The 15,055-nt window shown below is 63.1% G+C and carries 11 protein-coding genes; 4 read left to right on the top strand and 7 right to left on the bottom strand.

Annotation, left to right across the window (positions count from 1 at the left end):
• Window position 1 precedes the first annotated feature (1 nt).
• Window positions 2-706, bottom strand: coding sequence for an arylesterase (locus tag PQQ52_RS24915; protein ID WP_408217122.1), 705 nt, complete (start codon window positions 704-706; stop codon window positions 2-4).
• On the opposite strand from PQQ52_RS24915, the gene PQQ52_RS24910 reads away from it, so the two are divergent.
• A complete protein-coding gene (locus PQQ52_RS24910; protein ID WP_408217119.1) occupies window positions 705-1,391 on the top strand; it encodes an ABC transporter ATP-binding protein in 687 nt (228 codons plus the stop codon). The two genes, PQQ52_RS24915 and PQQ52_RS24910, sit on opposite strands and share 2 nt — an antisense overlap.
• Before the next feature lie 169 nt (window positions 1,392-1,560).
• Here PQQ52_RS24910 and pgi read toward each other — a convergent pair whose 3' ends face one another.
• The 3 genes from pgi to PQQ52_RS24895 all read right to left on the bottom strand — a co-directional run bounded on the left by pgi (window position 1,561) and on the right by PQQ52_RS24895 (window position 6,817).
• A complete protein-coding gene (pgi, locus tag PQQ52_RS24905) occupies window positions 1,561-3,183 on the bottom strand; it encodes a glucose-6-phosphate isomerase (protein WP_408217116.1) in 1,623 nt (540 codons plus the stop codon).
• A gap of 478 nt (window positions 3,184-3,661) precedes the next feature.
• Window positions 3,662-5,275 carry an NAD(P)H-hydrate dehydratase gene (locus PQQ52_RS24900; RefSeq protein ID WP_408217113.1) on the bottom strand — a complete coding sequence of 538 codons (1,614 nt, stop codon included), beginning with the start codon at window positions 5,273-5,275 and terminating at the stop codon, window positions 3,662-3,664.
• A 243-nt stretch (window positions 5,276-5,518) separates the two neighbouring features.
• Complete coding sequence (locus PQQ52_RS24895) at window positions 5,519-6,817, bottom strand: FAD-dependent oxidoreductase (RefSeq protein ID WP_408217111.1); 1,299 nt, start codon at window positions 6,815-6,817, stop codon at window positions 5,519-5,521.
• Between the two features lie 326 nt (window positions 6,818-7,143).
• On the opposite strand from PQQ52_RS24895, the gene purL reads away from it, so the two are divergent.
• The 3 genes from purL (at window position 7,144) to PQQ52_RS24880 (ending at window position 13,121) form a co-directional block, all read left to right on the top strand.
• A complete protein-coding gene (gene purL, locus PQQ52_RS24890) occupies window positions 7,144-11,229 on the top strand; it encodes a phosphoribosylformylglycinamidine synthase (RefSeq protein ID WP_408217109.1) in 4,086 nt (1,361 codons plus the stop codon).
• Between the two features lie 322 nt (window positions 11,230-11,551).
• Entirely contained in the window at window positions 11,552-11,839 is a 288-nt protein-coding gene (locus PQQ52_RS24885; RefSeq protein WP_408217107.1) for a helix-turn-helix domain-containing protein, read from the top strand.
• Window positions 11,829-13,121, top strand: coding sequence for a HipA domain-containing protein (locus PQQ52_RS24880; protein ID WP_408217104.1), 1,293 nt, complete (start codon window positions 11,829-11,831; stop codon window positions 13,119-13,121). Before PQQ52_RS24885 ends, PQQ52_RS24880 begins: the two co-directional genes overlap by 11 nt.
• Window positions 13,122-13,223: 102 nt before the next feature.
• Here PQQ52_RS24880 and PQQ52_RS24875 read toward each other — a convergent pair whose 3' ends face one another.
• Genes PQQ52_RS24875 through PQQ52_RS24865 form a run of 3 tightly spaced genes read right to left on the bottom strand, consistent with a single transcriptional unit; the run spans window position 13,224 to window position 14,861 of the window.
• Entirely contained in the window at window positions 13,224-14,003 is a 780-nt protein-coding gene (locus PQQ52_RS24875; RefSeq protein ID WP_408217101.1) for a peptidylprolyl isomerase, read from the bottom strand.
• Between the two features lie 11 nt (window positions 14,004-14,014).
• Entirely contained in the window at window positions 14,015-14,329 is a 315-nt protein-coding gene (locus tag PQQ52_RS24870; RefSeq protein WP_064270191.1) for a BolA family protein, read from the bottom strand.
• Window position 14,330: 1 nt separating this feature from the next.
• On the bottom strand, window positions 14,331-14,861 hold the full coding sequence (locus tag PQQ52_RS24865) for a septation protein A (protein WP_408217098.1): 531 nt from the start codon (window positions 14,859-14,861) through the stop codon (window positions 14,331-14,333).
• Between the last annotated feature and the right edge of the window lie 194 nt (window positions 14,862-15,055).

Here is a 15,055-nt window from a genome sequence, read left to right as displayed (position 1 = left end):
TTCAGTGCGGCGAACTTGTGCGAAGGAGTGGCTTGACAGCCGGCCACACGTTGTTGAGTAGCACTGGTTGTGCCTGCTGGGTGGGATGGATCTGATCCGCCTGAAACATATCCGGTTTGTCGGCGATACCGGCCAGCAGAAAAGGCACCAGCGGTACACGGAGTTGTTTCGAGAGTTCACCGTAGAGGCCGTGGAACTTTTGCGTGTAGTCGGGGCCGTAATTGGGCGGCACATACATGCCAATCAGCACGACCTTCGCGTGGCTTTGTTGAGCCTGCTCAATGATCGTGCGGAGATTGTCTTCTGTGGTGGAGAGCGGCACGCCACGCAACGCGTCGTTGGCGCCAAGCTCGACGATCACGATACTTGGCTTGAGCCGCTGCAGGAGCGCCGGCAGGCGAGCCCGGCCACCACTCGTGGTGTCGCCGCTGATACTTGCATTGGCGACGCTATAATCGATTCGCTCGTCGGTGAGGCGCTGGCGCATCAAGGCAACCCAGCCGGTGTCACGGGGCAAGCCGTACTCGGCCGAGATGCTGTCCCCGAGCACGACGATCACCGGCTTGGCCTGTTCGGGCGTGTTGGCCGCATGGGCCGCGAAGGGCAGCGAAAACAGGGTGGCGGCCAGCACGGCCGAGCCGAATGCCGTAGTCAGCGCCGGCGCGCGAGACGCTACGGCGCGCACTTTCAACCTACGCTTCACCATGCTAAACAAAACTGATCCAGTCATTGAAGTGCGGGGTTTGTGCAAGAAGGTTAAGGATGCAACGGGCGAACTGACGATTCTCGAGGACATCGATCTTGCTATCGATGCCGGCAGCAGTGTAGCGATCGTCGGTGCATCCGGGTCGGGCAAGTCTACGCTGCTCGGCTTGCTCGCAGGATTGGACAGCGCGAGCTCGGGGTCGGTTCGGCTGCTCGGCCGCGAACTCACCGAACTGAACGAAGACGAGCGCGCCGCGCTGCGCAGCGGCTCGGTCGGTTTCGTGTTCCAGTCGTTTCAGCTCATGCCGCATTTGACCGCGCTCGAAAACGTTACCTTGCCGCTCGAATTGCAAGGCGGCATTGGTACGCGTGACGCTGCGGCGCGCGCGCGGGGATTACTGGAGCAGGTAGGACTCGGTCAGCGCATGAGGCACTATCCGAAGCTGTTGTCGGGCGGCGAACAGCAGCGGGTGGCGCTCGCGCGCGCGTTCGTCACGCATCCGGCGATCCTGTTCGCCGACGAGCCGACCGGCAGTCTCGATGCGGCAACCGGTCACGCAGTGATCGATTTGATGTTCGAGATGAATCGGGCGAACGGCGCCACGTTGATCCTCGTTACGCACGACGTCGAGCTGGCGCGCCGCTGCGATACAACGGTGACGATCGAAGCGGGGCGGTTGGCGTAGGCGAGCCGCCCGCATGCAATCATGCGCACAAGGGACAAAAGCAAAGCGGGCCGCAAGGGCCCGCTTTTCATTTCAGCTAACGCGACTCAACGCAGCTAACCCGGCACGGCCAGGCGCGTGATTGAACGATGAGCATATGCGGCGCGACGAGCAAGCGCGCCACTCATGCTTATCGCTTCAACGCAGCCCGGGCTCGCGCGATCAACGCCGACGTCGACGAGTCATGCTTCTTCTCATCGACGCTTGCCGACGTCAGATCCGCCTCGACCACCTTGCCGAGGGCTTTGCCCAGCTCGACGCCCCATTGATCGAACGGGTTGATGTTCCATACCGATGCCTGCACCAGCACCTTATGCTCGTACAGCGCGATCAATGCGCCGAGCGAACGTGCGGTGAGCGCTTCCACGAGTAGCGTACTGGTGGGACGGTTGCCCGGAAACACCAGATGCGGCGCCAGCTCCGGCTTGTCCGCACCCGCGACTTTCTTCGCTTCTTCGAGCGTGCGGCCCAGCATCAGCGCTTCGCTTTGCGCGAAGCAGTTCGCCAGCAGCTTCGGATGATGACTGACGAGCGGATGCTCCGGCGTCAACACGGCGATGAAATCGATCGGCACGATGGTTGGACCCTGATGCAGCATCTGGAAGAATGCATGCTGACCATTTGTGCCCGGTTCACCCCACGTCACGGCGGCGGTCGGATAGTCGACCATCACGCCATCCAGGCGCGCCGACTTGCCGTTGCTCTCCATCTCGAGTTGTTGCAGATACGACGGCAGGAAATGCAGCGCTTCCGAATACGGCGCGACCAGATAGCTTTGCGAGCCAAAGAAGTTGCGATACCAGATGCCGATCATGCCGAGCAGCACGGGCAGATTTTTTTCGAGCGGTGCGTCGCGGAAATGCTGGTCCATTTCGTTCGCGCCGGCCAGCAGTTCGTTGAACTGCTTCGGCCCGATCGAAATCATGATCGATAGACCCACGGCCGACCACAGCGAATAACGGCCGCCGACCCAGTCCCACATCTCGAACACATTTTCTTTCGCGATGCCGAACCTGAGCACCTCGGCCGGGTTCGCCGACACGCCGACGAAGTGCTTCGCCAGTGCGCTTTCCGGGCAGCCTTTCTCGACGAACCAGTCGCGCAGCGAGCGCGCGTTGGTCATCGTTTCGAGCGTGGTGAAGGTCTTGGAGACGATGATCGCGAGCGTCTCTTCGGGATCGATCATCTGCATCACGTTGTACAGATCCGCGCCGTCCACGTTCGACACGAAGTGTGTCGTGATCTCGGGCGTGGCCAGGTGATGCAGCGCGTGCACGACCATCTTGGGCCCGAGGTCCGAGCCGCCGATGCCGATGTTCACGACATAGCGGATCCGCTTGCCGGTGTAGCCGGTCCATTCACCGCTGCGCACCTTGTCGGCAAACGCGGCCATCTTCGCGCGTTCGGCCTGGATTTCGGCATGGAACGGCGCTTTCGGATCGGTGGCGCGCAGTGCGGTGTGCAATGCGGCGCGGCCTTCGGTCGGGTTGACGACTTCGCCCGCGAACATCGCGTCGCGGCGTTTCTCGACGCCGGCTTCGCGCGCGAGTTGCACCAGCAGTTTCAGGGTTTCGTCAGTGATGCGGTTCTTCGAAAAATCGGCCGCGAGACCGCCGCCCGCGAACGCAAAGCGCTCAGCACGGTTAGGGGCGGGATCGTTCTCGGGGGCGAACCAGTCGCGCATGTGCGCATCGCGAATCTTCTCGTAATGCGTTTGCAGCGAGGACCAGGAGGGGAGAGAGTTCTGCGTCATAGCGTCCGTCTAGCGAAGGGGCACGAAGAAAGGCGTGCGCGTGAAGCGCTGCCGAGGATGATGCGACGATGCTGTTAGAGCGATGCCGCGCGACCGGGTTCGCGGTGAATTGCCGTGAATCTTCGCGAGCCTGGCTGGGGATCGAACCGGCTCGCTGAAGTTTCGCTGCAACCCGCGATGATCTGACGTGCGGCGCAGTCAGTCAGTATAACGGCGTTGTGTGACGGGTGGCAGCGGTTTGGGCGTCGTAGGCAAATTGTGGGAACGGTTGGCCCACTTTGGTTGGCCCATTGGGACTGGCTGAATTGGGTTGGCCCATTGGGGCTGGCTCCTTGGGTGCGGGATCGGCCGGCCCATTTTGGGCTGGCCCATTTGGGCTGGCCCATTTGGGCTGGCCAGTTCGAGCGGGCCCATTGCGACTGCTCCATTTGGGTTGATCGATTTGGGGCGCTCGATTCAGGAGATCCCATGGCCCGCTTCACTCAGCCGCTGCCGGATAGAACATGCGGTTGAGCAAAGTCCGCACCATTGGCGCGAGTTCGCCCGCCGTCAGACCAGCCGGACCGTGACCCTGCGCGCTCAACCTGTCGGCGGCGAGGCCGTGCAGGTAGACGCCCGCCAACGCCGCTTCGTAGCGCGGCAGGTGCTGGGCAAGCAACGCACCGATGATGCCGCCGAGCACGTCGCCGGTGCCGCCTGTCGCGAGTGCGGCATTACCGGTCGGATTGATCGCGACGCGGCCGTCCGGCGCCGCGATGACGGTGCCTGTGCCTTTTAGCACAACCACGCTGGCAAAGCGCGCAGCCAGGGCCCGCGCGGCGGCGAGGCGGTCGCGTTGCACGCCCGCCGCGTCGGTGCCGAGCAGACGCGCTGCCTCCAGCGGATGCGGCGTCAGTACGCACGGATCGCCTTGCACGCCGCGCGCGGTGACCTCGGCCGCGAGCGACGGGTCTTTCGAAATCAGATTGAGCGCATCGGCGTCGAACAGTTTGGGCACGTCGAGCGGCAGCACGTCGTGCATGACGCGTGTCGCGCGGTCGCGATGACCCATGCCGCAGCCGACAGCGAGCGCGTCCATCTGGTCGAGTGGCAGATCGTCGATCGCGTGCAGCATCAGTTCGGGATGCGGCGGATCGTAGGATGGGGCGCCGTCGCCGAGCAGGGCGACGTGCACCTTGCCCGCGCCGGTGTAGAGCGCCGCGCGCGAGGCGAGGATCGCTGCGCCGCACATCCCGGTGTCGCCGCCGACTACCGCGAGGCTGCCGAAGGTGCCCTTGTTGGTGGCGAAGTCGCGCGGCGGCAGGAAGGCGGCGAAAAGCTCGGGCGCGTTGAGTTGTACGGCCGGGCGGGTGCTGCTGTCGATTCCGATTGGCGCCACGATCACCGTACCGGCGAGATCGCGGCCCTGCGCCGTGAAGAGGCCCGGTTTCGCGCCGATGAAGGTGATCGTATGGGTGGCATGGACCACGGCGCCATCGCTCTGGTTTTCGGCTGGGCCCCGCCTCTCGCTGACTACCGTACCGGTGTCGCTGTCGAGCCCGCTTGGCGTGTCGAGCGCCAGAACACCGCCTCTTCGGGACTTTGCTTTCGTGCGTTGCGAGAGTTGACGGGCGATGGTGGCAAAGATGCCTTCCAGAGGTCGCGTCAGACCGATGCCGAACATACCGTCCACCAGCCATGTGTAGCTTTCCAGCGAGGCTGGCGGTGTCGTGGTGATGGCTACGCCTGCCGCGCGAGCTGTGTCGAGCGCCCAGCGGGCATCGTTCGGCTTGACTTCAAGCGGCATGCAAAGGTCGATAGCGATACCTGCCCGGTGCAGCTCCGCGGCCATGATCAATGCGTCGCCGCCATTGTTGCCCGGGCCTGCTGCGACCCATACCTTGTGTTTCGATTTTTCAATCGATGTATCGCGCGTGATCCGTTCTTGCAGATAGCTTGCGGCTGCTTTGCCGGCGCGGGACATCAGGGTGTGCTCCGGCAGTGTCGCCGCGGCCTGGGCTTCAAGGATCCGCAGGTCGGTTAGCGTGAGCAGCGGCAACGCCCGGTTGTGCGGGCTGATTAAGGTCGGGAGCGTGGATTCGGGCACTGTCATGGCGAGGCTTGGCGTTCACCGTTGGCAAGGTGAGGAAGCGTTGGGAGCCACTATGGTAGTGCTGATAGGAGCTGAGTGCGCGCCGTATTGGCTTGGGCCGGCCTTATTGCCTGATCAGGCCAGTCTGGGGCGGCTTGTGTCCGTCTGGACCCGACCCGACCAGACCTGGCCTGATCGACGCGAAGCGGCATCTGCTTTTTTCCGTTCGCGCCGCTTTCGGCCCGCTCCAGCGCGGCCTGTCATTTACTGGAACCGGTCCGCGCGCAGTGCAGCCAGAGTCTCCGCGGGGACGTCAGGGGTCTTGTCCGAGATCAGATCGGCGATCAGTTTGCCCGCCCCGCAGGCCAGGCCCCAACCGGCGGGCCCATGGCCGGCGTTCACGAACAGACGCGGATGAAGCGCATTGCCGATCACCGGCAAACCGTCCGGCGACAGCAGTTTTACGCCTTCCCACGGCAACGCCGCGGAGATCCGGGCCGCACCCGGAATCCAGTCGTGAGTCGCCTGGCCCAGTAGCGCCAGTGCTTCTTTGGTCAACGCCTCGCCCAGCGGCTTGTCGATCTGCCCGGCGCTTTGCAGGACCGCACCGCCCGCAACCCGCAGGCGATGATTCATGCGGCTGATCGTAATCCGCTTGACCGCGTCCACGATCGCGACGTGCGGCGCGCATTCCTCATGCGCAATCGGCGCGACCAGGTTATGCAGACGCAACGGATGCAAGGGCAGCGGCAGTCCCAGGCGTTCGAGCAGCGGCAAGCTGCCGTAACCCGCGGCGACGACGATCGCGTCGGCGTTAATCACGTCGACTTCGCGTGAACGCGATGCCGCGCCCGGCCGTGGCGCCAGTTCCACCGCGGCGCGCTGACCTTCGAGGCGGATCGCCGCGACTTCGCAGCCGAGCATGAATTGCACGCCGCCCTGCGTATCGAGGGTCTGCTTGATCAGTTTCGCGAAAAGCGGGCAGTTGGCCGTGCGCTCGTGGTCGAACAGCACGCCACCGGCGAATTCCGGCTCGGTCCGCACGGAATGCTCGTACGCGGCGCATTCGGCCGGCGTCAGCACGTGGTGCGGGACTTCGTATTGGCGCAGCAGATCGAGCGCGGTCTGTGTCTGCTGCCATTCCTGCTCGGAACGCACCAGATAGAGCAGGCCGCTTGCCTGCTCGAATTCCAGCCCGAAGCGCGCTTCGAGATCGGCCATCGCGTCACGCGATGCTTCGATCAGCGGACGCAGCCGCGCGTACTGGCGGCTGAACGCCTCAGGCTCCTGCAAGGCAGCCAGCTGCTTTGCGAACTGGCGCGCCGGCCCGTTAAAGCCGGCTTTGCTGATCACGCCGTTTTTGGCGCCCTGGCGGCTTGCCATGAAGGTTGGGCCGAACCAGACGTCGAGCGGCGTTGGCAGCACGGTGCCGCCGTGCCCATAGGTCGCGCCTTGCGCGACCGTTGCGTGGCGCTCGACGACGCATACCCGGTGGCCGGCCGCGCGCAGTTGGTAAGCGGTGGCGACGCCCGCAATCCCGCCGCCAATGACGATGACATCCATGATCTGATTCGATTTGCCGGCGGGCCGCCGAAATGCCGCGTTCCCGTTAAGCGTGGCATGCGGCGCGCTGCCCGGCATTGCTCAGGCCGCTCGCGCCGATCTGATGAAAGGGCGAATGATAGCAGCCAAACGGATGGCTCCGCCACGCGAGCACGAGGCCGGAACGCCGCGACGGCGCGCCTGAGCCGGCATGCGGCCCCCACCAAAACCCTGGTGCGAAGCCCGTTGGAAGCCCGTTCCCGGGGTATAATCCCGGACTTCCTTTCCGCCTCACGTCGCCTTCACGCGCGACTCATCGGCATCATTAGCGACGCAACGTCAAGTCCATGGCCCACTTCTCGTGTTTCCCCGGCGCTTCGGCCCTTTCCGATTTCCGTCAAACCCGCCTGCTCGAAACGCTGACGCGCATCGACGCTAACATCACCGGCGTGCGCGGACAGTATCTGCACTTCGTCAACGCGCAGACCCCGCTTTCCGCGGAAGACAACGCGAAGATCGAAGCGCTGATGCACTACGGCGATCCGCTCGAAGAAACCAGGGAGCGCGGCGCGGTCGAAACCTTCCTCGTGGTGCCGCGCTTCGGCACCGTATCGCCATGGGCCAGCAAGGCAACCGATATCGCTCACCTCTGCGGCCTGACGCAGGTGCGCCGCATCGAGCGCGGTGTCGAATACACGGTCACGCTGAAAAGCGGCCTGCTGGGCGGCAGGAAAGCACTGTCCGACGAAGCTCGCGCGGCCGTCGCCACGGCGCTGCACGATCGCATGACCGAGAGCGTATCGCCCTCGCGCGACCACGCGCTGCATCTGTTCGACGAACTGCCGGCCAAGCCGCTGCAAACCGTCGACGTATTGAGCAATGGCCGTGGCGCGCTGGAAGCGGCAAACACGGAACTGGGCCTCGCGCTCGCCGACGACGAAATCGATTACCTCGTCGACGCCTTCACGAAACTCGGCCGCAATCCGACCGACGTCGAACTGATGATGTTCGCGCAGGCCAACAGCGAACACTGCCGTCACAAGATCTTCAACGCGGATTGGACGATCGACGGTGAGAAGCAGGACATCTCGCTGTTCAACATGATCCGCAACACGGAGAAGCTGAACCCGCAAGGCACCATCGTCGCGTATTCGGATAACTCGGCGATCATGGCGGGCGGCGTCGCCGAGCGCTGGTTCCCGCGCACGCCGGCTGAACTTGGCGCGAACGAGTTGCCTGAGCACTACCGCCGCAATGTCGAACTGACGCACACCCTGATGAAGGTGGAGACGCACAACCACCCAACCGCGATCTCGCCGTTCCCGGGCGCCTCGACCGGCTCGGGCGGTGAAATCCGCGACGAAGGCGCGACCGGCCGCGGCGCGCGTCCGAAGGCGGGTCTGGCGGGCTTCACGGTGTCGAACCTGGAATTGCCGGACGGCGTCGAAGCCTGGGAAAACGCGCGCGACGCCGCGCAGCCGCTGGCGCATCGCAATCCGGACGACAAGCACGAAGCATACGGTCGTCCTGACCGCATCGCGTCGCCGCTGCAAATCATGATCGACGGCCCGCTCGGTGGCGCCGCATTCAACAACGAATTCGGCCGGCCGAATCTGGGTGGCTATTTCCGCGCTTACGAGCAGAACGTTGCGGGTCTGGTGCGCGGGTATCACAAGCCGATCATGATCGCCGGCGGCATCGGCAATATCTCCGATCAGCACACGCACAAGCACGATCTGCCGGAAGGGTCGCTGCTGATCCAGATCGGCGGTCCGGGTATGCGCATCGGCATGGGCGGCGGCGCCGCCAGCTCGATGGCGACCGGCACGAACACCGCTGAACTCGACTTCGACTCGGTTCAGCGCGGCAATCCGGAAATCGAGCGCCGGGCGCAGGAAGTGATCAATGCGTGCTGGCAACTCGGCGAGAAGAATCCGATTCTGAGCATTCACGACGTGGGTGCGGGTGGGCTCTCGAACGCGTTCCCGGAAGTAGTGGACGGCGCCAGCAAGGGCGCGATTTTCGATCTGCGCAAGATCCAGCTGGAAGAGAGCGGTTTGTCGCCGCGCGAAATCTGGTCGAACGAAGCGCAGGAGCGTTACGTGCTGGCAATTGCGCCGGCCGATCTGCCGGCGTTCGAAGCGATGTGCAAGCGCGAGCGCTGCCCGTTCGCGGTGGTCGGCACGGCCACGGCGGAACGACAGTTGAAAGTGATCGACTCCGAAGCAAACGGTGACGCCGCACACGAGCCGGTCGACATGCCGATGGAAGTGCTGCTCGGCAAGGCGCCGCGCATGCATCGCGATGTCAAACGCGTCGAAACGAAACTCGAGCCGGTGGATGTCACCGGCATCGCGTTGTCGGACGTCGCGGTCAGCGTGCTGCGCCATCCTACTGTGGCCAGCAAGTCGTTTCTGATCACGATCGGCGACCGCTCGGTCGGCGGCACAACCGCGCGCGACCAGATGGTCGGCCCGTGGCAAGTGCCGGTGGCCGACGTCGCCATCACGACGATGGACTACGCGGGCTTCCGCGGCGAAGCGATGACCATGGCCGAGCGTACGCCGCTCGCCGTGATCAACGCGCCGGCGTCGGGCCGCATGGCCGTCGGCGAGGCGGTCACCAACATCGCGGCGGCGCCGATCGCGTCGCTCGATAAGCTCAAGCTGTCGGCAAACTGGATGGCCGCGTGCGGCGCAGCGGGCGAAGACGCCGCGCTGTACGACACGGTCAAGGCTATCGGCATGGAGTTGTGCCCGGCGCTTGGCATCAGCATTCCGGTCGGCAAGGATTCGCTGTCCATGCGTACCAAGTGGGAAGACCGCGGCGTTGCGAAGGAAGTGGTCGCACCGGTCTCGCTGATCATCTCGGCATTCGCGCCGGTCGAAGACGTGCGTAAGCACCTCACGCCGCAACTGCGCCGCGCGAGCGAGGTGGGCGATTCCGTGCTGATCGCGATCGACCTCGGCCGCGCCAGGCATCGTCTGGGCGGCAGTATCCTTGCGCAAGTTACGCAGCAGGTCGGCGACACGGTGCCGGACGTCGACGATCCGGAAGATCTGAAGCGTTTCTTCACGGCGATCCAGTCGCTCAATAGCGACGGCAAGCTTCTCGCGTACCACGACCGCTCGGACGGCGGCTTGTGGGCAACGGTTTGCGAAATGGCGTTTGCCGGTCACGTCGGCGTGTCGCTGAACGTCGATATGCTGGTGCTCGATCCGAACCACGAATCCGATTTCGGCGACGCGAAAGACTGGGCGAAGCAGACCAGCGGCCGTCGTGAAGACCGTACGATCCGCGCGCTCTTCACCGAAGAACTCGGCGCCGTCATTCAGGTGCGCGCGGCGGACCGCGATGCGGTGCTGGGCGCTTTGCGTGAACACGGTCTGTCGGCATGCTCGCACGTGATCGGCAAGACCAACGAGCGGGACACGATCGAAATCTATCGCGACGCGAAGAAGATCTACGACGCACCGCGTACCGAATTGCATCGCGCGTGGAGCGAAGTGAGCTGGCGTATTTCGCGTCTGCGCGACAACCCGGCTTGTGCCGATGCCGAATACGACGCGCTCTCCGACGCCGCCGATCCGGGCATCTCGCCGATCCTTACGTTCGATCCTTCTGAAGACGTCGCCGCGCCGTTCATCGGCAAGGCTGCGCGTCCGCGCGTTGCGATCCTGCGTGAGCAGGGCGTGAACTCGCACCTCGAAACCGCCTATGCATTCGACCGCGCCGGCTTCGACGCGCACGACGTGCACATGAGCGACCTGCTGGCCGGCCGTGCCAACCTGGCCGATTTTGCCGGCGCGGTGGCGTGCGGTGGCTTCTCGTACGGCGATACGCTGGGTGCAGGCGAAGGCTGGGCCAAAGCGATCCGCTTCAACTCACAACTGGCCGATATGTTCGCTGCGTTCTTCGGACGCGAAGACACGTTTGCTCTCGGTATCTGCAACGGTTGCCAGATGATGAGCAGCCTCGCCTCGATGATCCCGGGCGCGGAAGCCTGGCCGAAGTTCACGCGCAACAAGTCGGAGAAATTCGAAGCGCGCTTCTCGCTGGTCGAAGTGCAGGCGTCGCCGTCGATCTTCTTTGCCGGGATGGAAGGCTCACGCATTCCGGTCGCGATCGCGCACGGCGAAGGTTACGCGGACTTCTCGCAGCAGGGCGATGCGTCGAAGGTGGCCGTAGCGATGCGTTACGTTGATCACCGTGGTCAGGCAACGGAGCAGTATCCGTTCAATCCGAACGGTTCGCCGGAGGGCATCACGTCGGTCACCACGCCGGACGGCCGCTTCAGCGTGCTGATGCCGCACACCGAGCGCGTGCATCGTGCGGTGCAGATGAGCTGGCATCCGGAAGGCTGGGGTGAGGGCAGCACGGACGCAAGCCCGTGGCTGCGCGTGTTCCAGAACGCCCGCCGCTGGCTGGGTTGATGGTGTTGTCATGCGCAGACCGCCGCGTTATCCGTGCGTGGCGGTCTGCCGGTGCTACGGCAGTCGCAAACCGAAGCGGGTAGCTATGTGCAGCTCCGCCTCGTTGCTGCCATGAGATTGGTGACATTCAATTCGTATCCGCTCAGGTACGAAAAACGGTGATGCTCACATGGTTGGCGTCATTCGTATCCGCTTGGGTACGAAATGGCTATACAGCCTTTCAATTCAAGAATTCGTACCTGATCGGGTACGAATCAGGATCCCGGTCTTTATCTCATGGCATAATGTTCCCGAGCGGGTACGAACGGGCCGGAGGTAGAGAATGCATCAGTCTGAGGTCTACATCAGCGGCATGACGGAGTTGGGCGATCTTGTGCGGGCATCAAGGCTCGCGCAAGGGTTGACGCGAGACGACGTCGCTATCGCCACTGGCCTGTCCCCAAAATTCATTACACACGTTGAGGCGGGTAAGCCGACCGCCCAGATCGGCAAGGTGCTCCATCTTCTTGGTGAACTGGGTATAACGCTGCGCGCACAGGTTTCCGTGGACATTCCTCCGGCCTTGGCCACCAAGGCCCTCCAGCGCCGACGGGCCGCTCATGGCAGCTAGAACACTCGTTGCCTACGCGAATGGCCAGCGCGTTGGCGTTGTGAGCGATGAAAACGGCATCTGGTCATTGACCTATGACGGGAACTGGCTGGGCCGCGAAGACGCATTCGCGCTTTCACCCGCTTTTCCTCTACATGCCGGACCTTTCGTCGACGGGTCGAGCCAGCGGCCCGTGCAATGGTTCTTCGACAATCTTTTGCCTGAAGAAGAAATGCGCACGGCGCTCGCTCGTGAAGCCAAAGTCAATGCGAGCGATGCGTGGGGTCTGCTTGCATACTACGGCCGGGAGTCGGCAGGCGCGCTGACGCTGCTCGCCGAGGGCGAGCGCGAGGCATCCGCCGGTTTGCAACCGCTGTCGTACGCGGAACTGGAGGCTCGCATTCAGGCTATGCCGCAGCGCGCGCTCAGTACCACCGCACCCAAACGTATGTCCGCGGCGGGTGCTCAACAAAAACTGCTGCTGTCCTTGCGAGGTCACGCGCCGGATTACGAGCTTGTTGAACCCGTGGGTAATGAGCCGTCGATGCATCTGCTTAAGCCGGACATGCGAAGCACCGGCTATCCGCATTCAGCGATAAACGAATTTTTCTGCATGCGCCTCGCGCAAGCGATGGGCGTGCGCGTGCCGCCTACGCATTTCCTGCGCGTGCCCTCGGCCTGCTATGTTATCGATCGCTTCGATCGCGATATGGCCGCAGAGCCGGTTCGGCGCCTGCATACGGTCGATGCAATGCAACTGTTGAACTACGACCGGAATTTCAAATATCAGAACGCGACAGCGCAGATACTCAGGGATGCTATCGAAACAACCGGCACGCGGGCAAAGGCACGTCTTGATGTGTTCCGATGGGCGGTCTTCAACGTGTTAATCGGCAACGCGGATTCCCACCTCAAAAATCTCTCGTTCTTCGTCAGTGCCCGGGGCTACATGCTGGCGCCGTTTTACGATCTGGTCAGTACAGTCGTCTACCACACGCCGACCTATCAACCGAATCAGCAGGACCGTTGGCCCCACTGCGACCTGACAATGCCCGTTGGAGAGGCCACTCAGTTTGCGGACATTTCCAGAAAGAACATGCTGGCATTCGGCGAAGCCCTTGGCCTCCAGCCCAAAGGTTCAGAAAAATTGCTCGATGAGATGCTCGCCATTGTCGACGCCAGGGTAGCGGAGACCCGCCGCGCCGTCGACGAAATCGCGCAGCCGAATGCCGGCGAAGTCCGGCTGCTCGACTCGATCGTTGCGATGCCGCTCGCGGAGATGAGCAGGGCGCTGCGCCAGTAATATCGGTGCCTTCGCCGGGCAGGCAATTCCACAGGAAATCCGCAGAAACAAAAAACCGCCACAAGGGCGGTTTTTTTGTTCTGAAGCGGCAGGCAAAAACGCTTACTGAATCTTCGCGTTCTTACGCAGACCTTCTTCGAACGCCTGCAGTTTTTCCTGCTGGATCTGCTGCACGATCTGCGGACGCACTTGTTCCAATGGCGGCGGCGTGATGTTGCGCACGTCGTCGACACGGATGATGTGCCAGCCGAATTGCGTGTGCACCGGCGTGTCGGTCATCTGGCCTTTCTGCAGATGCGTGGCCGCCTGCGCGAATTCAGGCACATAGGCCTTCGGGTCCGACCAGTCCAGGTCGCCGCCGTTCTTGCCCGATCCCGGGTCCTTTGAGTATTGCTTGGCGAGGTCTTCGAAGCTCGCGCCGGCCTTGATCCTGGCGATCAGATCCCTCGCTTGTTGTTCGTTGTCCACCAGGATGTGGTGCAGGTGATATTCCTTGCCGCCTGCGTCCTTGACCAGCGAGTTGTAGCGCGCGGTAACTTCGGCGTCGGTCGGCGTGTTGTTCTTCACGAAATCTTCGATCAGCGCGCGCAGTACGACGGTTTGCTGTGCAACGGCGATTTGTGCCTTGATGTCCGGCCGATTCGGCAGGCCGCGGCGCAGCGCTTCCTGCATCAGGATTTCGCGGTTCACCAGTTCTTCGCGCACAGCCATTTGCAGTTGCGGCGTGTTTTGCTGGCCTTGATGAACCAGTTGATCGATCAGCGCATCAGCGCGTGCTTTCGGAATCGGCGTGCCGTTCACGACAGCGATGTTCTGTGCAAATGCAGGTGCGGCCGCAAATGCAGCCAGCAATACCCAAAGGTGGGTTTTCTTCAAGGTCATCAGAAATTTTCCTAGCGGGGCAACAAAGCGAATTCTTCGGGCGTATACGCCGTGATTGCAAGGGCGTGAATGCCGCGCTGCATGGCATCGGCCAGCGCATCATACACCATGCGATGCCGCGCCACGCGGGCCTTGCCGGCGAATGCGGCCGCCACGATCGTGACACTGAAATGACCGCCGGCGGAGGCGCCGGCGTGGCCTGCGTGCTGCGCGCTGTCGTCCGTGATCTGGATCGAGGCGACCGGCGCGAGCGCCGCGGTGAGACGCGCTTCGATCAGCGCGGCGCGCTCGGCGGTGGTGGCGTGCATGAAAGCATCGCTCGTCATGTCATTCTTCCTTCATATACTTCGACAGCCACAAACTCTGTCCGACGATGAATACCACGAGGCACCCGGTCGCACCGAACAGCTTGAAATTGACCCACTGGTCGGTCGTGTAGTGATACGCGACGAACAGGTTAACCAGTCCGAGCAGCACGAAGAAAATTGCCCAGACGATGTTCAGCTTGCCCCAGATCGCGTGTGGCAGCGTGATCTGTTTGCCCATCATCGCTTCGATCAGGTTCTTGTTGAAGGCCAGTTGCGAGACGATCAGCGCGACCGAAAACGCCCAGTACAACACGGTCGGCTTCCATTTGATAAAGGTGTCGTTGTGCAGCACGAGCGTTGCGCCGCCGAATACGGTGACGACGCCGAGGCTCACCCACAGCATCGGATCGACCTTGCGGTGGCGGAATGCCACCCACGCGATCTGCACCAGCGTGGCAACGATCGCTACTGCCGTCGCCGTGAAAATGCCCCATATCTTGAAGGCGACGAAGAACAGGATGATCGGGAACAGATCGAACAGGAATTTCATTATCTGGTCGGGATTTCGGAGAGTGGGTCGGAGAAAGAGGGACGCGGCACGGGGCGCCCGATGGCAGGGGTGCTGCAGAAACCCGCCGCGGCCGCCACCCGGAGCGGCGCATTGCGCCGTTCGTAGCATGACTGCCGTGCCGGGTTGACCGGTTCGCAAGCCGGATGAAGGGTGTCGCGGCCGGCGGGCACCTT

The organism is Paraburkholderia sediminicola, from assembly GCF_046030555.1.
GTDB lineage: Bacteria > Pseudomonadota > Gammaproteobacteria > Burkholderiales > Burkholderiaceae > Paraburkholderia > Paraburkholderia sediminicola_E.
Note: the sequence above shows the minus strand (reverse complement) of the source record. Positions and strands in the feature narration are given on the sequence as shown.